Annotated in this window: 23 protein-coding genes, 1 other RNA gene and 1 pseudogene; 5 read left to right on the forward strand and 20 right to left on the reverse strand. The window is 44.8% G+C overall.

The window, feature by feature from the left end; genetic code table 11:
• The 8 genes and pseudogenes from AAE250_RS19985 to AAE250_RS20020 all read right to left on the reverse strand — a co-directional run bounded on the left by AAE250_RS19985 (window position 1) and on the right by AAE250_RS20020 (window position 7,514).
• Window positions 1-741, reverse strand: a complete 741-nt coding sequence (locus AAE250_RS19985; protein WP_342289348.1) for a DUF6564 domain-containing protein — start codon at window positions 739-741, stop codon at window positions 1-3.
• Complete coding sequence (locus tag AAE250_RS19990) at window positions 738-1,733, reverse strand: NAD-dependent epimerase/dehydratase family protein (protein ID WP_342289349.1); 996 nt, start codon at window positions 1,731-1,733, stop codon at window positions 738-740. The genes AAE250_RS19985 and AAE250_RS19990 overlap by 4 nt, the downstream gene beginning before the upstream one ends.
• On the reverse strand, window positions 1,733-2,461 hold the full coding sequence (locus AAE250_RS19995) for a metallophosphoesterase family protein (protein WP_342289350.1): 729 nt from the start codon (window positions 2,459-2,461) through the stop codon (window positions 1,733-1,735). Before AAE250_RS19995 ends, AAE250_RS19990 begins: the two co-directional genes overlap by 1 nt.
• Entirely contained in the window at window positions 2,458-3,585 is a 1,128-nt protein-coding gene (gene aepY / locus AAE250_RS20000) for a phosphonopyruvate decarboxylase (protein ID WP_342289351.1), read from the reverse strand. Before aepY ends, AAE250_RS19995 begins: the two co-directional genes overlap by 4 nt.
• Window positions 3,586-3,614: 29 nt before the next feature.
• Window positions 3,615-4,925: a phosphoenolpyruvate mutase gene (aepX, locus tag AAE250_RS20005; RefSeq protein ID WP_342289353.1), complete on the reverse strand. Its 1,311-nt coding sequence runs from the start codon at window positions 4,923-4,925 to the stop codon at window positions 3,615-3,617.
• A 548-nt stretch (window positions 4,926-5,473) separates the two neighbouring features.
• Window positions 5,474-6,316, reverse strand: a pseudogene (locus AAE250_RS20010) (ATP-binding protein); the annotation flags it as partial.
• Between the two features lie 83 nt (window positions 6,317-6,399).
• A complete protein-coding gene (locus AAE250_RS20015) occupies window positions 6,400-6,888 on the reverse strand; it encodes a UpxZ family transcription anti-terminator antagonist (RefSeq protein WP_342289354.1) in 489 nt (162 codons plus the stop codon).
• 89 nt (window positions 6,889-6,977) lie between these two features.
• A complete protein-coding gene (locus AAE250_RS20020; RefSeq protein WP_342289355.1) occupies window positions 6,978-7,514 on the reverse strand; it encodes a UpxY family transcription antiterminator in 537 nt (178 codons plus the stop codon).
• A 632-nt stretch (window positions 7,515-8,146) separates the two neighbouring features.
• Between AAE250_RS20020 and AAE250_RS20025 the strand changes: the two genes are divergently transcribed.
• The 3 genes from AAE250_RS20025 (at window position 8,147) to AAE250_RS20035 (ending at window position 9,997) form a co-directional block, all read left to right on the forward strand.
• Window positions 8,147-8,509, forward strand: a complete 363-nt coding sequence (locus AAE250_RS20025; protein ID WP_342289356.1) for a hypothetical protein — start codon at window positions 8,147-8,149, stop codon at window positions 8,507-8,509.
• A gap of 162 nt (window positions 8,510-8,671) precedes the next feature.
• Window positions 8,672-9,019 (forward strand): SH3 beta-barrel fold-containing protein, encoded by a 348-nt coding sequence (locus AAE250_RS20030; protein WP_342289357.1) that lies wholly within the window; start codon window positions 8,672-8,674, stop codon window positions 9,017-9,019.
• Window positions 9,020-9,073: 54 nt separating this feature from the next.
• Window positions 9,074-9,997, forward strand: coding sequence for a DUF4373 domain-containing protein (locus AAE250_RS20035; RefSeq protein WP_342289358.1), 924 nt, complete (start codon window positions 9,074-9,076; stop codon window positions 9,995-9,997).
• A 127-nt stretch (window positions 9,998-10,124) separates the two neighbouring features.
• Here AAE250_RS20035 and AAE250_RS20040 read toward each other — a convergent pair whose 3' ends face one another.
• The 9 genes from AAE250_RS20040 to AAE250_RS20080 all read right to left on the reverse strand — a co-directional run bounded on the left by AAE250_RS20040 (window position 10,125) and on the right by AAE250_RS20080 (window position 21,611).
• Complete coding sequence (locus AAE250_RS20040) at window positions 10,125-10,481, reverse strand: MarR family transcriptional regulator (RefSeq protein ID WP_342289359.1); 357 nt, start codon at window positions 10,479-10,481, stop codon at window positions 10,125-10,127.
• Between the two features lie 60 nt (window positions 10,482-10,541).
• Window positions 10,542-12,986, reverse strand: coding sequence for an FAD-dependent oxidoreductase (locus AAE250_RS20045; RefSeq protein ID WP_342289360.1), 2,445 nt, complete (start codon window positions 12,984-12,986; stop codon window positions 10,542-10,544).
• Window positions 12,987-13,168: 182 nt separating this feature from the next.
• Complete coding sequence (locus tag AAE250_RS20050; RefSeq protein ID WP_342289361.1) at window positions 13,169-14,383, reverse strand: clostripain-related cysteine peptidase; 1,215 nt, start codon at window positions 14,381-14,383, stop codon at window positions 13,169-13,171.
• An 8-nt stretch (window positions 14,384-14,391) separates the two neighbouring features.
• The gene (locus AAE250_RS20055; protein ID WP_342289362.1) at window positions 14,392-14,799 is read right to left on the reverse strand and encodes a hypothetical protein; all 408 of its coding nucleotides are present in this window, start codon (window positions 14,797-14,799) and stop codon (window positions 14,392-14,394) included.
• Between the two features lie 103 nt (window positions 14,800-14,902).
• The gene (locus tag AAE250_RS20060) at window positions 14,903-15,763 is read right to left on the reverse strand and encodes a sigma-70 family RNA polymerase sigma factor (RefSeq protein WP_007209697.1); all 861 of its coding nucleotides are present in this window, start codon (window positions 15,761-15,763) and stop codon (window positions 14,903-14,905) included.
• Window positions 15,764-15,955: 192 nt separating this feature from the next.
• The gene (locus AAE250_RS20065) at window positions 15,956-17,488 is read right to left on the reverse strand and encodes a trypsin-like peptidase domain-containing protein (protein WP_342289364.1); all 1,533 of its coding nucleotides are present in this window, start codon (window positions 17,486-17,488) and stop codon (window positions 15,956-15,958) included.
• Window positions 17,489-17,833: 345 nt separating this feature from the next.
• On the reverse strand, window positions 17,834-19,168 hold the full coding sequence (locus AAE250_RS20070) for a transglutaminase-like domain-containing protein (protein WP_342289365.1): 1,335 nt from the start codon (window positions 19,166-19,168) through the stop codon (window positions 17,834-17,836).
• Window positions 19,169-19,179: 11 nt separating this feature from the next.
• Window positions 19,180-20,352 (reverse strand): dipeptide epimerase, encoded by a 1,173-nt coding sequence (locus AAE250_RS20075; RefSeq protein WP_342289366.1) that lies wholly within the window; start codon window positions 20,350-20,352, stop codon window positions 19,180-19,182.
• Window positions 20,353-20,405: 53 nt separating this feature from the next.
• The gene (locus tag AAE250_RS20080; RefSeq protein ID WP_342289367.1) at window positions 20,406-21,611 is read right to left on the reverse strand and encodes a C40 family peptidase; all 1,206 of its coding nucleotides are present in this window, start codon (window positions 21,609-21,611) and stop codon (window positions 20,406-20,408) included.
• A gap of 197 nt (window positions 21,612-21,808) precedes the next feature.
• Here AAE250_RS20080 and rnpB point away from each other — a divergent pair.
• Together rnpB and AAE250_RS20090 are read left to right on the forward strand one after the other, a co-directional pair.
• Window positions 21,809-22,170: RNase P RNA component class A (rnpB, locus tag AAE250_RS20085), an RNA gene on the forward strand.
• 25 nt (window positions 22,171-22,195) lie between these two features.
• Complete coding sequence (locus AAE250_RS20090; RefSeq protein ID WP_342289368.1) at window positions 22,196-23,515, forward strand: YihY/virulence factor BrkB family protein; 1,320 nt, start codon at window positions 22,196-22,198, stop codon at window positions 23,513-23,515.
• A 31-nt stretch (window positions 23,516-23,546) separates the two neighbouring features.
• On the opposite strand, the gene AAE250_RS20095 is transcribed toward AAE250_RS20090, so the two are convergent.
• From AAE250_RS20095 to pstB, 3 genes are all read right to left on the reverse strand, one after another.
• Window positions 23,547-24,149, reverse strand: a complete 603-nt coding sequence (locus AAE250_RS20095) for a riboflavin synthase (RefSeq protein WP_342289369.1) — start codon at window positions 24,147-24,149, stop codon at window positions 23,547-23,549.
• A 355-nt stretch (window positions 24,150-24,504) separates the two neighbouring features.
• On the reverse strand, window positions 24,505-25,200 hold the full coding sequence (phoU, locus tag AAE250_RS20100) for a phosphate signaling complex protein PhoU (protein WP_342289370.1): 696 nt from the start codon (window positions 25,198-25,200) through the stop codon (window positions 24,505-24,507).
• A 199-nt stretch (window positions 25,201-25,399) separates the two neighbouring features.
• Window positions 25,400-26,155 (reverse strand): phosphate ABC transporter ATP-binding protein PstB, encoded by a 756-nt coding sequence (gene pstB, locus AAE250_RS20105; RefSeq protein WP_446715778.1) that lies wholly within the window; start codon window positions 26,153-26,155, stop codon window positions 25,400-25,402.
• Window positions 26,156-26,169 lie beyond the last annotated feature (14 nt).

Genomic DNA, 26,169 nt, shown 5'->3' on the forward strand with positions numbered 1-26,169 from the left:
TTACATCAATTTACGAACAATATTATAATCAGCTACGGTGTTGCAGTTATACCAATCATTAAAAGCCACCACATCATATTCATCATCATTCATATCGCCAAAGTAAGCCTGGATGATTTCAAGATTAGTACCTTGAAGCTGAGCTTCTGAGAGATTATCTACCGCTTTCAATAAATTTTCCGTAGAAACAAACTTCCACATCTGAGCACTATTGAATATCGCCTTGAACGGTTCAGGAACCATCAAAGTCTGATGGTTTGTATCGTAAAGATACCGAGGCTTTCCATCTGCATTGATATATAGCGCAACCGCCTTGTTTGAGTAAATAGGTTCGCGATTGATAGTAATAACATTCTTCAAAGAATTATATACCTGCTGAAATGCGGAAGCATTAAAGAACAAGTCACCTTCTACAAAGGTCACATCACCCCTCTCTTTTATGGCCTCTATTCCCTTGTATAAGCTATAGCCCGAACCATAATCCTTAAAGTGCTCATTATATACCAGCTTTACCTTATCCCCATAACTTGAAAGTTCCTCTTTCACAAACTTCTCCAGTCGCTCATATAGATTACCTCCAACGATAATGTATTTATCATACGTCCCACAATTTTTCATTAGTTGAATAAGAAGAGAATACTGCGGATTGTCAGTATAATAAAGACATTTTAAAGTATCTTCGTCCGTGTCGCGATTGAAGCGGGTTGCCGTTCCGGCAACTGTAATAATCAGATATTTCATTTTTCAATGCTATTAACACACATCGTGAGCCCCTCTTCAAGTGTAATAATTGGCTTCCAGCCAGTACGAGTCCGGATTTTATCCGTATTAAGCAGCCTGCGCTCAGGGTCAGACTTTCGATAGCCTTCAAAACAAATATCCACATCATTGATTCCCATCTTGTCTGCGATTTTCTTGACAAGGTCTATAATGGTTATCTCCTCTTCTGTGGCCACATTATAAACAGTTCCATCCAAGGCATTTTCGGAAGTGATAAGTTCCATTACAGCACGGCAACTGTCTATGTTATGGAGGAACGTACGTTTGTTGACCTTGGAATTTTCAAGCAGCGTTACGGTATGGCTCTCAAGTAGATTATCAATGATATGTGGAATGACATGCTCCGCAAAACGTTCATGTTTACTATAGACATTAGCAAAACGGATAGAACAGCCCTTGATCCGTCCTTTATCCACAGCGTCCTTCATAAAAAACTCGGTCATCAATTTACCACAGGCATAGCTGGTTCGCTGGCTGTGTTCAGCCGTTGACATTGCCAAATAATCAGATTCCCGAACACCACCATTCTCATTCCAGGATTGCATCGAATAAACTTCAGATGTTGAACAATTGATGTACGTGTCAGCCTTTATTGCAATAGCACGTTCCAAAAAATTCTTCATGGCAATGACATTTGTCTGAAAAGTACTCTCCACCTCGTAAAAATGCTTTGTATGCACTACTGCGGCACAATTGATAAATACAAGCCGGCCATTGCACCCTGCCTTTAGTGAATTAGCCTTCTCGCATACTTCATCCATTTGAGCAGCATTATTGATATCATAATTGTAGAAAATAAAAGAAGGATTATCTACAATATCTTTGACTATATCAATCGAACTTGCAAAGAAATTATCAAAGCCAATGACAATATCTCCTTGTGAGACAAACTGACGTGAAAGTTCGTTTCCAGTCATGCCAGTGGCACCGCTTATCACATATAGATTTTTCATTAAATTCCAAATTTTAATCGTTCACTATAAAACTTATCTATCTCTTTGGGGAATAAGACCTGTTCCGCATCAACATCATAAGGAACAGCATTAAAGTGTATCTCACCTGTCTGAAAATCCATATACACATATTGTGCATAAGGATTATGATTTCGAGGTTGGCCAACAGAACCGGGATTTATGAAAGTGGTCCGCTTCTGATTACGCATTAATGGAGTTTCCGCCTTGAAAAATACATCTATCTTATAAGACTGGTGGATATGCCCACTGATTACGTAGTCGTAATCCTTATATTTTTCGTCATCAACTTTAGACGGTGTCAATTTGCCCCAATAAGGGTCTTCAATGCTGCCATGCAAAAGAAGTACTTTATTGCCATCTATCTCCAGCGTTTGCTTAGGTTCTTGCATCACATTCTTTATATAATTCTGAGATGCTTGATTAAGATGATTCCTTGTATAGGTTGACATTACACGCCCCCTCTCTGACGAAAAATGGGAAAGGTCACTATCAACCAAGGCTTTCTCGTGATTGCCTTTTAGATTAGCAACTATAGGAATCTGAACTTCTTGAATGCGCTCTATAATTTCGTTCGAACGCATGCCATAATCTATAAGGTCTCCCAAACTAATCATCGCATCGGGCTGATAACAAGTATTGATATCAGCAAGGACAGCCTCAAAAGCTGTCAGATTAGCATGTATATCAGCAAACAAAACAACTTTCATTTTTGAAGAAACGCCATAAGTGAGTCCTTGTTCTGAACAGGAGTGGTCGTTGGGCGGCCAAGGTCCTTCCGATTACCCTTCTTTACACAAACCTGAAGAAAAACAGGACCTTCGACATCTTTAAGTTTCGCAAGGGTCGCTTCGAGAATTTCCATCGTACAAACTGAATAGGCGGCCTTATACCCCAAAGCCTTTGCCACTCCACAGAGGTCAATCCGGAGACCTACCGTAGGCTGGCCACCCACAGAATCGTGTGTGCCATTATTGAACACCACATGCACGTAATTCTTGCACTTCATGCTGGCAGTAATGGCCATATTGCCCATATGCATAATGCTGGCGCCATCACCATCAAAACAATATATCCTACGGTCCGGCTTTTGGAGAGCTATGCCGAGGGCTATCTGCGAAGCATGCCCCATGGAACCTACTGTCAAGAAATCACGTTCGTGTCCCTGATTCCAAGCCGTGCGTGCCTCAAAGAGCTCACGAGAAATCATTCCGGTGGTAGAAACGATACAAGCGTTATCCTCAACACAGGAAGCCACTTTCCGTACGGCTTCTTCACGGGAGATAGTAAAGCCATTGGTTTCCACCTTCTGAAGTGTATAAGCATCAAAAGTGTCTTTCTCTATCACAAGAGCATAACACTCGTTCGTTGCTTTCATAAAATCAGCAGCCATCTTAATTTGTTTCGCCGCCCCTTCTTCGTCTTTAGGAAGAATGGCATAGTTGATGCCCATTGTGTTAAGCAAGCCGGTTGTCACCTTGCCCTGCTTTACATGCTGAGGTTCATCATGGACTCCAGGACGGCCTCTCCATCCGATGACGAGGAGCACTGGAATGTTATAAACCTCTTTATCGGTAAGGGATGCAAGCGGATTGATTATATTGCCCTCACCGGAGTTCTGCATATAAACGGCAGGCACCTTACCGGTTGCCAAATGATAGCCGGCCGCAATACCCATCGCACCGCCTTCATTGGCAGCTATGATGTTCTGCTCCGCAGGAAGATTGTCAGTTATGTAAGCGCAGATATTCTTTAGCAATGAATCAGGAACTCCCGCATAGAAATCAATGCCATACTCCTTGAGGGTATTTACAAAAAACTCAGGTCTTATCATAATTATTTACATTTCAAAATTTACAACGATTACTTCTTCTTAGTTCCGGGTATAAGGTTAAGAATCTGCTTGATTGGCATACAGTACTGTTTCGAAGCCTCAAGCGAACGGCTGGTACGAAGGATAGTCTCTGCACATTTGACCATAGCCGGATAAGCCGAACGAAGCATGTGGTTAGCATAAATCACCACATTGACACCCCACCCCGCAAGTTCCTCCTCTGTAAATTGATTATAAGTCGTAGGAACAACAACAATCGGAGTATGATCGTCATACTTGCGGAAACGCTGGCAGAACTCTTTTATGTCCTCACCGTTCTTTTCCTTCGAATGAATCATAATACCATCCGTTCCAGCATCAACATAGGCATGACAACGTTCAAGGGCATCATCCACCGACTTGCCCGCGATGAGAGATTCACAACGAGAAACAATCATAAAGTCTCGTGTAATCTGGGCTTCCTTACCCGCACGAATCTTTGCCTGAAAACCTTCAATGGTATCCTGAGTCTGAACGGCATCAGTTCCAAATAGCGAGTTCTGCTTCAGACCTACCTTATCCTCAATGATAACACAAGAGATGCCAAGACGTTCAAGGGTACGTACTGTAAAACCAAAGTGCTCAATCTTGCCTCCCGTATCACCATCAAAAATAACAGGCTTAGTAGTGACTTCAAGAGTATCGTTCAAATCATGGAGACGGGTAGTAAGGTCAACAGCCTCAATATCCGGTTTGCCCTTAGATGTAGAATCGGTAAGAGAAGATGCCCACATCCCGTCAAATTCCCGCTCCTGACCATTCACCTCTACTTTGGTGTGTTCAGCAATAAGACCGGTAAGTCCATTATGAGACTCAAGAATGCGGACTATAGGCTTTGCCGCAATCAACCTACGGAGAGAAGAAAGGCGCATTTGGGGAGTCACCCCAAGCGAATCAATCTCCTGTTTGATTCCTGATGCAGAGATATTCTTTGTGTAAGGTATCTCGATAACTTCACCACCCAACTTTTCCATCACCTTAAAAACTTCATCGCGTATGTATTTATCCGGACCTGCCAACCAATCATCTCCATGTATGATATAGTCAGGCCTATATTCAAGAAGGTTAGTCACATAACTCCAATCCTCCTGCGGAACGACCTTAGATACATTCTTGATATTCTCCACAACATTCTTCCTCTGCTCCCATGTAAGATAAGGAAGACGGCGATGATTAGCAATCGCCCTGTCTGTGAACAAGCCTATCATCACATCACCATATTCAGCAGCCTTATTGATGATGTTAATGTAACCCGGATGCATGATATCACCAATCATGCCCAAATAAACTATTTTTGCCATAAAACTTTATTTTTAGAAGCTGTTTAAATTTTGTTCAGCATTATTTTGAAAGTTCTTTTTGAGGATGTTTTTCTGTTTTTAAGAGGAGCATAGTGGGCTATGTGACGAATAAAAAGAGGGAAACAGACCGAAAAGAGACTCAAAAGAAGCTGAATAAAAACTTTTTGAACAGAATTTAAACAGCTTCTTATATTGTAAACCACCACTACAGCGTAGCCTTGTCTATCAACAAGTTACATTCATGGTAAAATTAAAAATTTTGTTTGATATTAGATTCTGTCCTATCAGGCCGCTTCATTTGCTTCCCCCTTCGTTAGCGTCCAAAAATGACATACCCGATAATGAAAGCCGTCAAAAGACGGTTCCACTATAAAAGATGTCAAAATCAGGATTAATTTTAAATTTTATTAGGTTTAATGCCTATTGTCATAGGGAGTAAGTTCTCATAATCTCTACGTCCAAGCATGATTTCATGAAAGAATTTCTTGAAAAATTCCAATGCCGAGATGCCATGCATCTTGCAGGTTGATATGTATCTTCGACTTGCAAGCATTCAATACGCTGAAAGGATTAAAAACCCCTTCGCTATGGGGGCAAAAATGATAGCCGTCATACAGCTTGGTCATCCGTTCTAAAGTGGTATCGAAATCCATGCCGTTGAAAGCACCCAAACGTTCTATCTCCGGAGTAAACGTCCGGACCAGTTCTTCCTGGGTAATGCCACACAAAGAGGAATAATCGGGCCATGTACTGATGTCCTGCAACTGATTTAAGTCGCTGAATACACTGACTTGGGCAAACTTCGTCACACCGGTCAGGAAAACAAAGCGGAGATAGCGGTCGGCACTTTTCAGCACGCCATAAAAGGCTTTCAAGATCCGGCGGTACTCTTCTGTCAATTGCCCATCCGAAAGTGCTTGAAGCAAAGGCTTGTCGTATTCATCAATCAAGACTACAACTTGCTTGCCCGTTTGAACGTACGCTTGCTCTATCACGTATGCAAAACGCTCCTCGGGACTACGTTCCTGCTTTTCCGTGCCGCACTGCCATTCCCACTTTTCCAGATATTGATTGAGCATGGCAATCAGATCTGTAGCTGTCTCGTACTTCCGGACGTTCAGGTCCAGATGCAACACCGGATATTGTTCCCATTGGGTTTCTAATTTCTCTATGGCAAGCCCCTCGAACAAATCCTTACGTCCTTGAAAATAAGATTCGAAGGTAGAAAGAAGCAGGCTCTTGCCGAAACGACGCGGACGACTCAGGAAATAAGGAGTGGAATTGGATGCTATTTTATAGACCATGGCTGTTTTATCCACATAAAGATAATTTTCTTCACGCAGCTTTTCAAAAGTCTGTATACCGATAGGCAATTTACGCATCTGTTCCATCTTGTCTGACCGTTTTTAGAAGTGATACGCAAATATACGCTTTTTCTAAAAACAGGAAATAGCTTTTGACCGTTTATTCCAGATTATTCGTCCACTTCCTCCCATGGATAGGGATTACCCACCACATTCTGAAATTCTTCGATGACCTCCTGCTGCTCGGCGGTAAGCGAGGCTGTGTCCCAGGCGGTGATGATAGAACGGGCTTCATCCGCCAAGGGTTCGTCATACACCTCGCCATAGCAGGCAGTGAGCAGACGGAGCTTGAGAAGTGAAGCCGGAAGGGCATCAAGGATATCCCAGCAACGGTCCAAAACGGCCTGGACACACTGCTGCTTCTCGCCGTGGTCGATGAACGAGGCGTTATAGCCCATCAGGAGGGCCAGGCAGATGTTAGCCTGTTCTTCCAAGGTAGAGCCATAGAGGCCGGAATTATACAGAGCCGTAGTCAGCCGATAAACTTCACCGTTGCGGCGAGACAGGTCATCGCTATAGATGGGGCTCCCGTCCATACCCAGATACAGCAGGTCGTGCGCCGCAAGCTGGAGGGTGATTGCTTCTTGTAAAAGAGACATAATTAATTATTGTAGATTTATGATTTCAGATTAAAAAAGAGAGTAGATGCTTCGCTACGCTCTGCATGACAGATTGTGCCAATCGGCTGTTATTCTATTACTTCGATCAGATCCGGATGGATGGTGGCCATGGCAACAGCGATGACGCCTTGGATCTGGATGACGACACGGCGGTCGCGGGCACCACGAACCTTCAGGAAAACGCCCTCCTGACCTTCGAATTCACCACCGATGACACGAACTTTGGTACCTTTCGACAAGTTCAGTTCATCGGGTTGAAAATACAAGAGATGGTCATTATAGGTGCCGGATACGGCGATGAAACGCTGCATATCCTTGTCGGGGACAATGATCTTCTGGCCGCTGCGGGTATCGGTGATATATTGCAGGTAAGTGACCTGGGACTTGACACGCTTCAAATCCGAAGGGCAGGCATGGACAAAAAGCAAATTGTGAATGACAGGAACCAAAGAGCGGATTTTCTTCCCTTTCTTCATGCTGATCTTGTATTGCATGGGAACAAAACAGCCCAATTTTTCCTTTTCGAGTAAACGCATGGCATCGGGCTCTCTACGGTATGTGGCACGCATCGCATACCAGATTTCGGTCTCTTTATCCGCTTCCATTCGATGTTTTATTTCAGAAAAAGGCGTTCTTTCGGGGCTTTGAACTTCTTGCATATAACTGAAATTCAATTACTTGTGAGCACTTTATATGAAATACGACAAGCTTTGTACTCCTCTTGTCAACAGATTTTCTGTAGTTGTTCATTACCTTGCAGGTAAAAAGCTATAAACGAAGTAATTACAAGCAAAAAGCGTTCAATAGACGTTCGTTTTTTGGACGTCAAGATTTAGAAAAATACAAGCACCAAAGTTTAATAAAAGAGAACGGAAATTTAAATTATAAAAAGCAAAGTATATTGCACTAAATATCAACACATTATACGATAAAAGAAAATAGCATTCAAAATATTTTTATTAAACATTTTGCAGATATAAAAAACTACCTTATCTTTGCGTCCATTAAACGAACGTTTAAAAGTCACCTCTATCACAAACAGATACCCATCTGTATTACAACTAATTAAATCCAAATATTACATTATCATAAACTTTTCATCAAAGGATCAGTTCCTAATTAAATGAGTTTACACTACCTTTGCGCCTTTTTTACATTTCACATATATTAAATTATGAACTTAAAAAATGAAAATTATGGAACAAGATGAAATGCTGAAGAGCTTCCAAAAAAAGAGTTGGAAAACACATGTAAAGATGAATTAAAAGGCAATGATTCAAGTACTAAGGGACAAGTGGGACGTCCCCCTTGCGGAGTAGTAACTGGAGTACTTCCCGAATACAGAGAAACTGTGATAGAGCAATTCATTGAATGGTACGAAGAGGGATGTTTTCATCAAAAAGGTCCAACAGGAATGAAGGCGTTGGCAGACTTCTTGTATAAGACTAAGATGTTACTATCAGATGAAGGAAAGCCATTGTCAGCCAAAACAATAGAGTTAGAAATCAGTGAAGTATATAGAAAATTACATGCTAAAGAGATAAAAGGGAAAAAGATGGAAAAGACCTGCAAAAGAAAGAATAAAATACACAATAATTAAATTTATACACCCTATTGGAATACTATTTATCTTTGCCGCCACTTTAGCAAAGATCAAGCCACAACTGAAAAGATGCCGCTTCCTCAAGAAGAAGGCATCTTTCTTTTTATACCTGATTATCTGCTGAATAAACAACAAATTTATTAATTCAAATTGAACAAAATGAAGAAAATGAAAAAGCCCGCTTCACTTCACGAAGCACTCAGAAATCTATGGAAAATACGTATCATGCTTGAAAAGGGGTACACGGAAACGTGTGCCTCTTGGATGGCAGAGAGAATCGAAAGTCTTATCGATCACATGCAATACGGCTACGCGCTCATTGCCTATCACAAACAGGACGGGACATTCAAACTGGTGAAGGCAACACTTCGGTTCTACGAAACAAGCTTCCAAAGAGAGTATGACATCACCAAAGTAACAAGTACCGTCGTCTACTGGGACGTGGAAGTGCAAGCATGGAGAAGCTTCCAAATGGAAAACTTTCTGGAATGGAGACCGATTAATTGAGAATGAAAAGTGAAAAGTGAAAAATGAAAAGTCAAAAATTAAAAATTAGAAGAAATGGCAATGACGTATGGGGGAATGCTATATTTCCCGTTTAAAGTAAGCTTCATGGACGAAGTACCGATAGAATTGGCGGAAGCTAAATTCGGATTGAAAAGCACAGCAGCAATTATGAAGCTACTGTGCAAGATACACAAAGAGAACGGATATTACCTGAAATGGGATGAAGAGCAATGCCTGCTCTTCACCAATAAAGCAGGAAAGGACATCAACGAGCAAGAAATGCAGGGCATTGTGGATATTCTGGTGGAAAAGGGATTCTTCGACCTGAAAACATACCGGGAACAGCAGGTACTGACTTCCATTGAAATACAGAAAGTATGGCTCGAAGCCACCAAGCGGAGAAAAAGGGACTTACCCTCCCTACCCTACATGCTGGTTAAAGCAGAGGGAAGCGAGAAAGATGAGAAAGATAATAAAAGCGATACAGGCAACGAAAGCGGGAAAGATAATGAAAATGGTAAAGGTAATGAAAATGCTAATTGTACGCAAGAACAGGGAAATTGCACGCAACATGCAGACAATTCCTCCGAAAATACATGCAATCCACAACAAAGCAAAGAAAGCAAAGAAAGTAGAGCAAACGAAAGTAAAGCAAACGAAAGTAAAGCACTTCCCCCTCTGACTCCCCCGGGGGAGAACGGAGGAAATCTGACGGGTAATTCTGCGATAGAAATTCCGGGATATGCCTACAACAAGCAGACCCATAACCTGGAATGCCTGCTGCTGGACATGGAGCAACTGCACATCAGCAATCCGGACGAGCAGAAAACCATCCTGCGACTGTCAGACTACGGCAGGCTAGGGCATCCCGTATGGAGAATCATTCACGATACACGATGGAGCGTAGTAAACACCAAAGGGAAATACCTGATTGCAGCCCTCGCCAAGGAGAGAAGAAACGTCAAGGGAACAAATTAACTTCGTGTCTTCCAAAGTATTAATATCGTGTCATACAAGAAACAAATATCGTGTCGGCAGGAAATTAACTTCCTGCAAACACGATATTAACTCTTTATTCTATGCCAACGAAAGCCGGTAAAAGCGCCTATACCAGGCTTACAACCTGCTGCAACAGCTCAGGCATCTCGAAAGTAGCATTCTTGATATCGGTAATCCGGCTCTTTCCTTCCGCAGTCAGGGAGAAACGCATCTGGCGCTTGTCTTCTTTGCCTATCAGACGGGTAATGAGTTTCTTCTCCTCCACAGAACGAATGACTTTGGAAGTATTGGAGGCTGACAGTCCTAACGCTTCGGCTATCTCGCTGGAAGTAAGTTTAGGACTGTTGAGCAAAGTGCACAACAACATTCCTTCGTTCAACGAAAGATCGTACCTCTGCGTAAACTGTACCTCAAACTCGGCTATTGCCCGATAGACATCACGGATTTTGCATAAAGTCTCCATTTTCTTCTCCTTTTCTTTTAATGGTGCAAAAATAAAGAATATTCCGCTTATAAACTATTTCTAAATGAAAAGGTTCACATTAGCCTTGTCCGCACGCTCCATATAGGTAGCGACACCGCCTATAGTGACATCGGTGAGCAGCTCTTCACGCTGGATGCCCATCATATCCATAGACATCTGGCAGGCTATGAACTCCACTCCCTGCGCCAATGCCTGCGAACGCAAGGATTCCAAAGAATCTACTCCTTTACGCTTCATCAGGAACCGCATCATACGGCTGCCCATACCGAACATATTCATCTGCGACAACTTCAATTTCAAAGAACTGGACGGCAACATCATGCCAAACATTTTTCCGAAGAAATCTTTCTGCACTTTGGGTTTCTGTACCTTCTTCAAGACATTCAGTCCCCAGAAAGTGAAGAAGATGGATACTTTCTGCCCCGTAGCAGCCGCACCGTTTGCCAGAATAAAAGTGGCCAATGCTTTGTCCAGATCATCACTGAACAAGATCAGGGTCTTTCCCCTGCCCCCACCCGAACGGGTATCGGAAGGGCATGCACAAGCCGGATCGCCTTTCTCTATCACAACCGTATAGCGGCCTTTCTCTTCATGTTGTCCAATCAGTTTATTTCCGGTAGTGTCGCACCACGCAGAGGCATCACGGGCAAAGCCGGCATCGGTTGCTACAATCTCCACCCGCTCGCCGGCGGCAATGCTATCTATCGCTTTCTTCACCTGCATGATAGGCCCCGGGCACTGCAATCCGCATGCATTAATCTTCAACGGTTCTTTTTCAGAAACAGGAGCAGAAGAAGTATCTGCGTTTGATGAAACCACCTCAGCCGAAGGACGCGGAACAGGCGCTATCGCCGTAGAATAAGTCTTATAACCGCCAATCAGATTACGTACATTCCGGTAGCCGCGTCCCATCAGGATGCGTTGAGCCAGATAACCGCGCAGTCCGACGGCACAAAACAGTACAACGGGCTTATCCGTCGGGATTTCGGCAAGATGTTCGCGCATTTCATCCAAAGGGATATTGACAGCCCCCGGAATGGTGCCGAAAGAGAATTCTTCGGGAGTACGGGTATCGATCAACATCACCCCGTCTTTCTGCTCAACCAGTTCGCGCCAGGAGATGGCAGGCATGGCGCCACTGATAATATTGGAAGCCACATATCCGGCAATGGCAATAGGATCTTTTGCCGATGAGAAAGGAGGCGCATAGGCATGCTCCGTTTCCATAAGGTCGTACACGGTACCGCCATTCTTAATGAGTCCGGCTATCTGGTCGATACGCTTGTCCACTCCCTCAAAACCTATACATTGAGCACCGTAAAGCTTACCTGTTTGAGGGTGAAAGGTCAGCTTTAGCGTCAAGGGCAATGCATCCGGATAATAACCGGCATGCGAAGCCGAATGGGTGACTGAACTCTGATACTCCATGCCCCACTGCTTCAGACGCTTGGCGGCAAGTCCCGTAGAAGCTACGGTCATGTCGAAAACCTTGGCAATGGAAGTGCCGATAGCTCCTTCATAAGAAACTGTATTGCCGAACGCCATGTTATCTGCCACGATGCGCCCCTGGCGATTGGCAGGATTGGCGAGATAATTCAGCCACGGCTTTCCGGTCAGAGGATGAGGATATTCGATGGCATCGCCTACGGCATAGATATCTTTTTCGGAAGTTTCCAGATGTTCGTCCACCCAAATGCCACCCGTTTCGCCCAGCTTTAAGCCGGCTTGCTGTGCCAATGCCGTGGCAGGACGCACGCCGATGGAAAGCAGTACCATATCGGCAGGAATCGTCTTTCCGCTTTTCAGAAAGACGGTGATGCCCTGGTCAGTACGCTGAAAGTGGGTAACGCCTTCTTCCAGATAGAGCGATACACCCTTCTGCGACAGATGCTGATGGATGTAAGCCGCCATAGAGAAGTCGATAGGGGCCATTACCTGATTGCCCATCTCGACCACGGAAACAGCGATGCCGGCATGATGCAGGTTTTCTGCCATTTCCAGTCCGATGAATCCGGCACCTACAACGACGGCACGCTTCACACGCTTGTCTGTGATATAAGCTTTGATATGGTCGGTATCTTCGACATTGCGCAAAGTGAAAATACCTTCGGAATGAATGCCCTCCAAAGGTGGCTTCACAGGATTGGCTCCCGGAGACAGGAGGAGCTTGTCATAGCTTTCCTCGTACTCTTTTCCTTCCGCATTGCGTATGGTGAGGGTTTTGGTTGAGGGATGAATGGCAAGCACTTCATTCTGTACCCGCACATCAATGCGAAAACGCTTGCCAAAGGATTCGGGTGTCTGCACCAGAAGTTTTTCACGCTCTGCAATGACACCGCCTATATAGTAAGGTAAACCGCAGTTAGCATACGAGATATGGGGGCCTTTTTCCAACAAAAGGATATCGGCTGTTTCGTTCACTCTTCTCAGTCGCGCGGCTGCCGTGGCTCCACCTGCTACACCGCCAATAATTACATATTTCATATTCTTTATTTTTAAGTTTGACGGTACAAAGAAAAGAATAATTTCTCTTATTTAATAATTTCCATTGGAAAATAATGTTAAGCAACTTATTTTTAATGAGAATAGCGATAAAAAAGAACGGATTATCTCAGATAGAAATCATCTGAAATAATCCGTTCGGTATGTTGTGTATGAACCGGCTTTTACCAACCAAGCTTGGAAAGACCGGCAGCATTGTACCATGCGGTAGAGCGATAAGCGGCATTGGTAGCTCGAGCAGCAGAAGTAGTGGAAGCGGAAGGGATATAGTGGGAAACACCATTTGCCCGCTCCATGGAGAACATACCGACAGACATAGAATAAATCATCGGTGTTTTGTTCCAACAAACAGAAGCCGCATTATACGCCTGCTTCCATTTATCTAAAATGGTTCTATCCGTCACAAGCGCTTCCATCATTTCCACAAAATCATAATAACCTACATAAGAGGACGAGGCTATACTACGCCGATCATAGTCAAAAACCGATGAACGAAGAACTGATCTGTCTACCACAACTCCCGACAAGGCATTTGCCGTGGCAGCTGCTAAGGCATCAAGTTCGGATGATTTCAGTACATCTATAGCGGTACCCATTGTCCAATTACTATTACTTCCTATTTTTCCGGTATAAATTTCATCATAAGCTGAAAAAGTACCGACAGCCATTTCCACTGCTGCACCTTTCTGAAATATATAAGGAAACATTCTATCATAAGCAGCACCAGGACCTGGATTCTCTGCAGGGAAACCAATGTAGTAATCGCAAAAATTACGCAACTCGTATGCTACTTCAATCGATTGCATAAAGCAAGCATCAAACATAATGAAATCAAAATGAGGAGCATTCTGCAATACAGACTTCAAGTCCTCAATATTCATATAATGTCCTCCTCCAGTCTTATCATTTCCTATCCAGCGAGTAGAAGGTAATGGAGTAGGTATCCACCCTTCACCATGTGACCAATAAATCAAGCCATAACTTTCTGCTTTATACAGAGAATTTCCAAACACATCATTGAACACTTCTTGTGTCTCACTTACTCCACAAGAATTACGGTCTTCATACTCTTTGATGATTGTTTCACAAACATTACCACCTTTATTTTCAATTTCTATCAACCGAGGGGATCCCGTATCTATATAAACCAACAAATGCATACCGGATGTATTGCTGATTGAACTCATCCCTGCTTTCAGTTCATCCAAATCCCCATCAGTAAATCCTGCCAATGGATTTATACTATTGTCTGCAGCCATATATACCAATACAGTACGTTTCCCGTCCACTGAAGGTTCAGGAGTCGGGTCATCGCCACCACACGCCGACATTAGCAAAGGGAAAAAGAAGAAAAGAATATGATACAGCTTTGTTTTCATACTTTAAATTATTCCTGAGGCTTCTTAAACATAAATCCCGCCGGCGGCAGTACCTGTAGCACCACTCCTTTGCTCTTTCTATACTTTCCCCGCACTTTTGAAACTTCTTTTTCCAGTTTGCTTTTGTTCTCGGAGAAATAAATCATGCAAGTATAGTCGGGTTTCTTCATCTCATATTCCAGAAAATTTTTCAACTGGTATGTATATAAATCGCGTTTGGGCAAGAATCCGCTCTTATCCAGTTCCACACTGTCCAGCATCTGGACTTCCGTAAAATATACCACTGAATCATTGAAGGAAGCCCCCACACCGAAAGCATAAACCGCTTTTTCCTTCTTCTCCTTGTCTTTGAGAGTAAATGCCGAGCAAAACACAAAGGCCAGCGCAACGGCAAAAAGTATCCGAACGTATTTCATAAGTTGTTAGTTTTTGGGAGCAAAGATAACAAAAAAACCGGCTATCTATAAAGACAGACCGGTTTTTAATACCTTCTATTTGTCGGAAACTGATATTTCTTATTTATCCCAAATAAGATTTGAGCAATTTGCTACGATTACTTTGTCTTAATCTTCTGATTGCTTTTTCCTTAATCTGACGTACACGTTCACGGGTCAAGCCGAATTTGTCGCCGATTTCTTCCAATGTCATTTCTTGTTGTCCGATACCGAAAAACATCTGTATGATTTCTTTTTCCCTATCGGTTAACGTAGAAAGTGCTCTATCAATTTCCCTCGCAAGAGACTCGTTCACTAAAGAGCGGTCGGCCATAGGAGAGTCGTCGTTGACCAGCACATCGAGCAGGCTGTTGTCTTCTCCTTCTACGAAAGGTGCGTCCACCGAGATATGGCGTCCGGAAACCTTCAGCGTATCAGAGATCTTGTCAACAGGGATTTCCAGTTCATCGGCAAGTTCTTCGGGAGACGGACGACGTTCGTTTTCCTGCTCGAACTTAGAGAAGGCTTTGCTGATCTTGTTCAGCGAACCTACCTGGTTCAGCGGAAGACGCACGATACGTGACTGCTCTGCCAAAGCTTGCAAAATAGACTGGCGTATCCACCATACTGCATAACTGATAAACTTGAAACCACGTGTTTCATCGAACTTTTCGGCAGCCTTGATCAGTCCTAAATTTCCCTCGTTAATCAAGTCGGGCAAACTCAAACCTTGGTTCTGGTACTGCTTGGCTACAGATACAACGAAACGCAGATTGGCACGTGTCAGCTTTTCAAGCGCAATACGGTCACCCTTGCGGATGCGCTGAGCGAGCTCTACCTCCTCTTCGACAGTAATGAGGTCTTCGCGACCGATTTCCTGCAAATACTTGTCAAGAGAAGCGCTCTCTCTGTTAGTGATACTTTTGGTGATTTTTAATTGTCTCATTCTTCTAAAACAGATTTGGGTTGCAAAGTTACGACAAATTATTCTGTTACGATAGTTTCGTCCCAACTTTTTCACCTAATTTATATCTTATCTATAATAACAAAAAGGATGCCGACAAATGTTTTGCCGACACCCCTTTTTCTCTTTTGTTTGCTTAAATTACAATCTTCTTACCTATCTACCTGTTTTCTGTTATTCTTGAGTTAAATCAACTGCATAGCTTGCACGCTTGCCCGACGGGAACATACCCGTGATGAACAATACCTGTTCGGGAGATTTCGTAGCTTCCTTCAGAACTTTTTCCAAATCATCTACTGTTCTCATCTGCTGATTATTGGCTTTCAAGATGATGAAACCTTTGCGAATACCGGCATCGGCCATCTTGCCATTGGAAACACCTGTCACTTCCAGACCGTAGCCTAAGTTGAGCTGTTTCTTCAATTCGGAAGACACCGGCTTGAAGGCTGCACCCAAGATATCCATTCCGGCATCTTTCATCACCTTTGTGGTACCTTGCTCGTTCTTCAAGGTAATATCGAAATCTTTTTCCTTCTTATCGCGAAGAACCGTTACTCTCACTTTATCACCCGGACGCTTTTTGGCAAGAACTTCCTGCATGTCGGCAAAGCGATGTATCTTTTTACCGTCGATGCTGATAATGATATCATCTACCTTCAATATGCCGGCAGCCGAACCGCCTTCCACGATTTCTCTGATCCAGATACCTTCTTTGATACCCAGTTCTTTGGCCTTGTCCTTGATCTCCTTCACGCGGCTATCATCATCATCCATCTGCAAGCTGGTGTTCAGATCGGTGCACGAAACGCCCAGCAATGCACGCTGCACAGTACCGAATTGCTTCAAATCGGAAATTACTTTCGTCATGATGCTGGTGGGTATGGCAAATCCATAACCGGAGTAAGCTCCCGTCGGTGAGTAAAGCATGGCATTGATGCCCACCAGTTCACCTTTTGCATTTACCAACGCACCACCACTGTTGCCTTGATTGATGGCAGCATCTGTCTGAATGAAAGACTGGATATTGGCAGCTTGTCCGTTAGAGGCAACTCCACCAATGGAGCGGGCTTTCGCACTGACAATACCTGCTGTTACCGTAGAGTTCAGATTGAACGGATTACCTACCGCCAATACCCACTCACCTACCTTCAGTGCGTCAGAGTCTCCAACCGGAACAGTCGGGAAATCGTCACCTTCTATCTTAATCAGAGCCAAGTCCGTGCCGGGGTCAGTACCGATGATGCGTCCTTTCAGCTCACGGTCGTCGTTCAGCTTCACGGTGATTTCATCGGCGCCTTCCACTACGTGATTGTTTGTCACGATATATCCGTCCTTAGAGATGATGACACCGGAACCAAAACCTACACGCGGCTGGGTTTGGATCTGACGTTGTCCGCGACCACCGAAAAAGAATTCAAAGATATCGTTCGGCATCTCCTGAACGGTCTGGGTTTTACCTAATTGCTTTGCACGTATATGTACCACAGCATGAACCGAGTTCTCTGCTGCTTGCGTCAAGTCCACAGGCTGGGCATCCGTAGCATGGAAAGCCGCCAACTGCAGATTGTTTGTGTTCTGTTCGAACAACTCGCTGAATGCGGCAGGTTTCTCCTTATTCAGCATCTTATAAGTGGTTAAACCAGCTACTCCTGAGCTAAGGAGTACGATTGCTGCAACCCCAAGGATGTTTTTTGTTGTCTGTTTCATACTATTTCTTCTATTCATTTAATTGTTAATATTCAAGTCTTGTTTAACATTACGACGTTAAAATAACGACAAAAAACGTTCAGTTATTCCGCTTGTCATCTATTTTTGTTCTCTTTTAACAGTGAATATTTGGGGCTTAACAGCGGTTAACGGCAGGGGCTGACAAATTAGCATTTGTGCACGATTACTGACTGTTAAAAGACTGACAGATAGGGCATAAAAAAACACATCATCTGTTCCGATAAAACAGATGATGTGTTTTCATCAAACGGATGATGCGTTAGAGTCAAACAGATGATGCGTTCGGCCTGAACGCATCATCTGTTTCGATGGGGTATATGCTACTTAATAATTCAAGTAATCGATGTCCATGTGATAGTCCCATTGCGGGAAGTAGAGATTGCCTCCCTCCCATTCCACTTCGCCACGTTGGAAGTCGACGGTTTCGCTGCGCGGGTACTTCTTCTCGGGTACCAGCGGCATGCCGTAATCGGAGTTTACAATCATCCGCCAGGAGTCGATGCCGCCCAGAAAGAAATACTCTTCGTCGGCATTGCGGGCAAAGGTAGGAATACCGAATGACTGGTCGACGGGCACCCAGCCGACACCTTCAAAATACACTTCCGCCCAGTCGTGCAGGTTCCAGGCACGCGGATGCATCATGAAGCCGCTCTGGAAATGGGCGGGAATACCACTGATCCGGCACAGCGTGATAAACAGCAGACTGACCTGGCCGCAATCGCCATGACGATTGTCCAAGACGTATTCCGGAATATTCTCGATCGTGGAGTACTCGCGTGCAGACGCCCAGGGGAAGTTATCGTTCACCCAGCGGAAAAGGCGCTTGGCTTTCAGGTAAGGATTGGTTTCACCGGCTGTCAATTTGGCAGCAAGTTCGCGCAGACGCGGGGAGAAAATGATGTGTTTCTCGCGTTCGGCAGTATATTCCTTGTAGAGAGCGGTGGTGGTATCATAAGGCTGCACGTCTTCCGGCTTCAGATTATGCCACTCGCCGTTAGCGGTGAACTCAAAGGTTTCGGAAAAGACAGTGGGCTCGCCGGCGGCGGCACGTTTCTCCATATAGAGGGTGCTATGGTGGCAGTTCAATGGAGAAAGTGTGTACTCGGATTCGCCCGTAGAAATGAGCTTGACATCCTGCTGGCGGGCTTCGTCGGTACGAGGAAATGGCAACCAGCAACGGATGATCTTTCCGGCAGGCACGGCGTTGGAGTCCACCGTCAGTGTATAAGTGACGCGCATACGCTTGGGGGCGACAATGGGGCTACCACTTTCTTTGACGGCAGAGATGATTTCAGGCAGGTTCTCCATATTCACCTTTTCGCTGCCGCTCGGTGCAGTGCCTTCTTTAGCTACTTTGATGTTATAGCAGGCAGAGTCTACGCGGAAAAGGTTGGGTCCGGCATTGCGGAAGTAGCGTTTCTCACCATCCAGCACCATGCATTCCAGTGCTTTGGACTCTTCCCACTGGCGCATTTGTTCGTCGGTCACATCGGGGATGTATTTACGGATGTAGTCCTTCACCTGGGATTCTGTCAGCCGAAAATCGGTGAGCAGGCGCTGGTGCAGGTCTTCGTCCCAACTATAAGGTTTGTTCTCCAGCTTCGTGCTGCACGCGGAAGCGAGAATAAACAAGGCAGTGATATATAGCAGCTTTTTCATAAATACGTTATTTAGATTTTTACGACTCCAATACCTGGCAGGTCGGGCAACGTAATCTTGCCTTTCACTACTTCCATGCCTTTGAAGCGATCATTAGCTATCAGCAGATTGCCGTCGAGGTCGGCAAAGTCCACAGCGGGAGAGAATTGGGCGGCAGCAGAGCAGGCACAGGACGTTTCGGTCATACAACCCACCATTACCTTCATGCCCAGGGCACGGGCCAGGGTTACCATCTTCCAGCCTTCGCGCATGCCGGTACATTTCATCAACTTGATGTTGATACCGGTAAAGGCATCTTTCAGACCTGCCACATCTTTCAAACGCTGGATGGATTCATCGGCGAAGACCGGCAGCGGGCTTTGTTGGGTTACCCAGGCAATGTCATCCAGTTGTTCTTTGGGCATGGGCTGTTCTATCATGACGATGCCTTTTTCGTTGAGCCAGTGTATCATGTCGAGAGCGTAATGCTTGTCTTTCCATCCTTGGTTGGCATCGATGGCTATCGGAAGATTGGTTACGGAACGGATTGTTTCGATCATTTCCTTGTCGTTCTCGCGTCCCAGTTTCACTTTGAGAATATTGAACCGGTCGGCACATTCCCGGGTCTTCTCGCGCACTACGTCGGGGGTATCGATACCGATGGTAAAGGTGGTAGAAGGAGCCTTATCCTTGTCCAGTCCCCATATCTTATACCAGGGAGCTTGAAGCAATTTGCCTACAAGGTCGTGCAGGGCGATGTCTACGGCAGTTTTGGCGGCAGCGTCTCCTTCTGAAAGGCTGTCGACATAGGCCAAGATGTCTTCCAGTTGGAAAGGATCGGAGAAGCGGTCGATGGTATCTTGCACTTTCTTCAGGAAAGCCAGTACGCTGTCCATCGTACCTAATTCGTGTTGCAGATAAGGGGGCATAGAGGCTTCACCGTAGCCGATGATACCGTCGTACTCTATCTCTACCTGTACATCGGGAGTGGTGGTACGCGAATAAGTGGCCACCGTAAAGACATGGCGCAGTTTCAGTTCATAGGGGAAGAAACGCAGTTTCATCTTCGGGGTCACTCCGGCCTTGCTATTGATATTGAACAAGGAAGGGGCGCCGTTTCCTCCGGCAAATACATGATTGGCAACAATGCCTGAGCCAAGTGCGGCAAAAGCGGCGGTTTTCAGGAAATCTCTTCTGTTTGACATAATATATAGGGTATTAATTAGTTCTAAATATGAACACGCGTATCTGTTTTTAATCACCACTGATAATACGGATTCGTTGCTGTCGTATTCAGCGGTTTCTCCTTATTTATATAAGGTATCACGCGCGCGACAAACAGCAAGCGACCGAGGTTGTATTCATCGAACAGCTCATCTTCGGGGGCAAAACTACTGACATGCACGTCTCCCTGCGAATGGATGAAACGCTTGTTACCGATATACATACCGACGTGCACCACCCGTTCCTTGCGTTCCGGCGTTGCCTTACGACCGAAGAAGATCAAATCACCCGGTTGCAGATTGCTGAAATCCGGTGCAATATCGATATGCTCGCCCACGTAAGCCTGCTGGGAAGCATCGCGCGGGATAATGATATCGTGCATGAAAAGAACAGTACGCATAAAGCCGCTGCAATCCACACCTTTGGAAGAAGTCCCCGCCCAAAGATAAGGAATGCCCATCATCGTGTGCGCCGTGCGGATAATGCTGGCAGCATCTTGCTTCAAGCCTGCACGCCACTTGCTTTCGGGCATGGAGATCGATTTGGAGATATATCCCTGGCGTCCGTCGGGATAAGCTACTTTATAGAAAGAGCCTTTGCTTCCCTCCCACTTCAGGCGATTGCCGGCTGCAACATCAGAAACGGTTTGCGATGTCTCGTTCGGTTGTGAATAAACAAAACCATAGTGAGAAGTCACCACAATCTTTTCTGCCTTGTTCCAAGCAGTCAGTTCCTCTTTGGTCACGGGATGGATACCGACACGGTGTACCCATGCGATGTAGTTATCGGGTGTCTGGATGCGATACCAGCCATCCCGCTGCAACACCCGTACCGGCATACCCATCAATCCTTGTGTCATCATCTCCGAAGAGAAGTCCGGGTCCACACGAAGATTGCATACCGACACGTTGACAATGCCATACGTCTTGCCTTCAAGTCCGGCTTCGTCAGGAAGCACTTGCAGGCAATCCATCACCGTATAGCCTTTCTTTGCCAAGCCATTCAGCAAAGCAGCCTTTGCCTCGGCCGAAGTAGTGACACCACGCAACATGACGTTCTTTCCGGCGAAAGAGTAGTCTACATCAAACAAAGCCACACGTTTGTCCGGCGCAAAGCTTTGTTTCAAACTGTCAGACAATTGTGCCACTTCTGCAGGGATAGTACGGTCTCCTACTTCCGAAGCGAGCGCAAAAAGAGGGATTAAGAGCACAAAAGAAAAAAGGAAGGTAAGCTTTTTCATGGAATTAATGGATTTGGGGGTTATTATTATTAGCAAAGCTACGAATTATTTCCAGAAGAGATACATTTTTTCAAATATTTTAAGCAATTCATTCCAATCACATCAATTCATGCAGACTCATTCTATCTGTAAGAAAACGAAAAATCTACATTATTCCATGTAATCTGTGGCGAATTTCGTATCTTTGCACCCATAAAGCAGTTGGTCGGTCTGTCGCTTGCGCCTCGTGCGTATGAGGAAAGTCCGGGCAACATAGAGCATCCTACTTCCTAACAGAAAGCTGTCCGTGAGGGTAGAGTAACGCAGAAGAAAATAACCGCCGCTGCCTTCGGGTTGCGGTAAGGGTGAGAAGGTGGGGTAAGAGCCTACCAGTCTTGTGGCGACACAAGGGCTGTGCGTCTTAGGAGTTGTAAGGTCATGTATACCGACGTTATGAGAGTTGCTCGCTCCATGTCGGAGGGTAGACCGCTAAAGCCAGTATGGTGACATGCGGCTCAGATAAATGACAGACACCTTATTATATAAGGTACAGAACCCGGCTTACAGACCGACTGCTTTTTCTTTTAATTATAGAAATTACCGCCATGAATAAACGTATTGCCACCCTTTGGAAATTCCTCACCTACGACATCTGGCGTATTACGGAAGATGAAGTCAACCGAACGACTTTCTCCTTATACAATATTATCAAAACCATCTACCTCTGCATCAACCGCTTCACCAAAGACCGGATTGTAAACAAAGCCTCGGCACTGACCTACAGTTCGCTGCTTGCCATCGTACCTATCCTTGCCATACTGTTTGCCATAGCGCGCGGCTTCGGATTCGATAATCTGATGGAGAGCCAGATTGTCAGCGGCTTCGGAGGCCCGACGAAAACCACGGAAGTGATCTTGCAGTTCGTAAACTCCTATCTGTCGCAAACCAAGAGCGGCATCTTCATCGGAGTGGGTCTGATTATGTTGCTGTGGACAGTCCTCAACCTGATCAACAACATGGAGATAACCTTCAACCGCATCTGGCAAGTAAAGAAAGCACGCAGCATGTACCGCAAAATCACGGACTATTTCTCCATGCTTCTGCTGATGCCTATCCTGATTGTTGTGTCCGGCGGTCTTTCCATCTTTATGAGCACGATGGTGAAGAACATAGAAGACTTTACCCTGCTCGCCCCTATCGGCAAGTTCATGATCCGCCTGATTCCCTTTGCACTGACATGGGTGATGTTCACAGGCCTTTACGTCTTTATGCCGAATACCAAAGTTAAAATCAAGCATGCATTTATATCGGGGATTCTGGCAGGTACGGCACATCAGGCATTCCAGTTCCTCTACATCAGCAGTCAGTTATGGGTGTCGCGCTATAATGCCATCTACGGTAGCTTCGCCGCCCTTCCGATGTTTCTGTTGTGGCTCCAGGTGTCCTGGACCATCTGCCTCTTCGGTGCCGAACTGACTTATGCAGGCCAGAACATCAAGAACTTCAGCTTCGACAAGGATGCACGTAACATCAGCCGGCGTTACCGCGACTTTATCTCTATCCTGATTATGTCTCTCATCGCCAAACGCTTTGAGCAAGACAAACCGCCCTATACCGCCGAAGAGATTTCCGAAGAATGCCAGATTCCGATACGTCTGACAAACCAGACCCTCTACGAATTGCAGGAAGTAAACCTTCTGCACGAAGTAGTGACCGATGAGAAGAGTGAAGACATTGCCTACCAACCCTCTATGGACATCAACAAGCTGAATGTAGCCCTCCTGCTGGACAGGCTGGACACACACGGCTCGGAAGATTTCAAGATTGACAAAGATAATGAGTTCAATAAACAATGGGGAGCTTTGCTGAATGCACGGGAAGAATACTATAAGAATGCAAGCAAAGTGTTACTGAAAGATTTATAAAAAAATGGCGAAGCAATTGCTTCGCCATTTTTTATTTATATTGTATCATACGGCTGATATACTTGCCGATAATATCAAATTCCAGATTCACCACACTTCCTATCTTAAATGCATGGAAGTTGGTATGCTCGAATGTATAAGGAATAATGGCTACCTGGAAAGTATCATCCGTAGGATTGCACACCGTCAAACTGACGCCATTTACGGTTACAGAACCTTTGTCTACCGTTATATAGCCGCGTGTTGCCATTTCCTTGTCAAAAGCGTATTGAAAAGTAAAGTAATAACTGCCTTCCGCATCCTTGATGTCAATACAAGTCGCAGTCTGGTCTACATGTCCCTGGACAATATGCCCGTCCAGACGGCCGTTCATCATCATGCTGCGCTCCACATTCACTTCATCTCCCACCTTCAGCAAACCGAGGTTGGAACGGTCCAGTGTCTCTTTCATCGCCGTCACCGTATAGGTATCGTCCGCCATACTGACTACCGTAAGACAAACGCCGTTATGAGATACACTCTGGTCTATTTTCAACTCATTTACAAACGAGCATCGGAAGGTGAAATGCACATTCTCCTGCTCTTTGACCATCGCCACCAATGTGGCACATTCTTCTACTATTCCGGAAAACATAAGCGTATTTACTATTAAATTATTTACTATTTATCATGGGTTGCAGGTGACAAAGATACGAAAAGCCTTGCATATAGGCATAAAAAAATGGAGCTTTTCACAAAGCCCCATTTTTCAGTTTTCAATAGGTATTAGTTTTTTTTTAAGGTAAAAAGATTGTTTTCAGGATAACGATGCAAATATAGGCGCTTTTCGTGATACTAACCAAATTAAAAAACATGTCTTATAACATCTTTTCGAAAAAACTTTTGATTTTATTATCATTTCAAAGCATTTTTCTACATCCGCAATCGCTTTCAGTGGACAAATATAGGGCTATTTTCCATGAAACACTAAATTTATCATAAAATTTTGTTTATTTCTTATCATTTGGATAATGCTCATCCGTCCTGCCACTATGTTTTAACACTTTCGCATCGATGAAGAACACGATTTCCTCTGCAATATTCGTGATATGATCACCGGAACGCTCCAACTTACGGAAGACACTCACCAGATTCAGGCAAGACAGTGCGCTCTCCGGATGGTGATCCACATAATCGGCCAAAACAGTAGTGGCATCGGCATTGATTTCATCCAGCAGATTGTCTTTGGCAAATACAGCGGTAGCCAACTCCAGACTCTCTTCCTGAAGTGCCTGCTTAGCCAGTTCGAGCATGGAAAGTACTTGGGAAACCATTTCTTCGATGCGGAGTTTCTGTACCAGTTCTGCGTCCAAAGCCGGCTCCTTGCAGTTGATGACAAAACGGGCAATTCCTTCGGCAAAGTCGCCCAGGCGCTCCAGGTTTGTATTGATCTTCAGCATGGCAAGTACGAAACGCAAGTCTATGGCAACAGGATTGTAAAGGGCAATGACATCTTCTATATCCCGGTCTATCTTCAACTCGAAAGCATTGACACGACGTTCGCACACCAGCACTTGTTGTGCCAGTTCGCGGTCCAAAGTAAGTACAGCGTCGCCGGCACGATCGAGCTGATTGTATACTAAAGTCCACATTCCGTCTATTTCCTTTTTCAGCAAGACGAGTTCTGATTCGATAAACTTTACCATAATGATTCTATTTTAAGATTAATAATTGCTTTTATTTAAAACGATAAATAAGAATTTAGCGCAGTCCTATCTCTATTTTTTCCTTTCATATCATTGCTGCAATGAATTCAGAAATCATTGCAGTAATGATTTCAGGAATCATTGGAGCAATGATTTCAGAAATCATTCAAAAAGCCCGATAGCCCTGCTTAACCGGCATCTACCCGAAACGCCCCGTAATATAATTCTGCGTCTCCGCTTTTTCGGGATTTGTAAATATCTTCCTCGTATCACCGAACTCCACCATTTCGCCCATATAGAAGAAAGCAGTATGGTCACTGACACGCGCAGCCTGCTGCATATTGTGCGTGACGATGACAATGGTATATTGCTTCTTCAGCTCATGAATAAGCTCCTCCACTTTGGCAGTAGAGATAGGGTCGAGGGCAGAAGCCGGCTCATCCATCAGCAGGACCGAAGGAGACACGGCCATGGCACGGGCAATGCAAAGACGTTGCTGCTGTCCGCCCGAAAGGGCATAAGCAGAAACTTTCAGTTTGTCTTTCACTTCGTCCCAAAGGGCAGCACCTTTCAAAGTTTCTTCTACCCGCTGGCGGATAAAGGAAGTATCGGTCACACCATTCACGCGGAGACCATAGGCTACATTCTCGAAGATACTCTTCGGGAAAGGATTGGGACGCTGAAACACCATGCCTACATTCTTGCGGAGTTCGTCTACTTGCACACCTTTACCGTAGATGTTCTGTCCGTCTATCTGTATTTCACCGGTCAGACGGGTATCGGGTATCAAGTCGTTCATGCGGTTCAGCAAGCGCAAGAAGGTGGACTTGCCACATCCCGAAGGACCGATAAAAGCAACAACAGACTTTTCTTCTATATCCATACTAATGCCTTTCAATGCCTGAAAGCTACCGTACCAGAAGTTCACATCGCGGGTTTGTATCTTATTCATCATGTTCTTTTTTCTAT

Origin of the sequence: Bacteroides sp. GD17 (assembly GCF_038448625.1) — a bacterium.
Classification (GTDB): domain Bacteria; phylum Bacteroidota; class Bacteroidia; order Bacteroidales; family Bacteroidaceae; genus Bacteroides.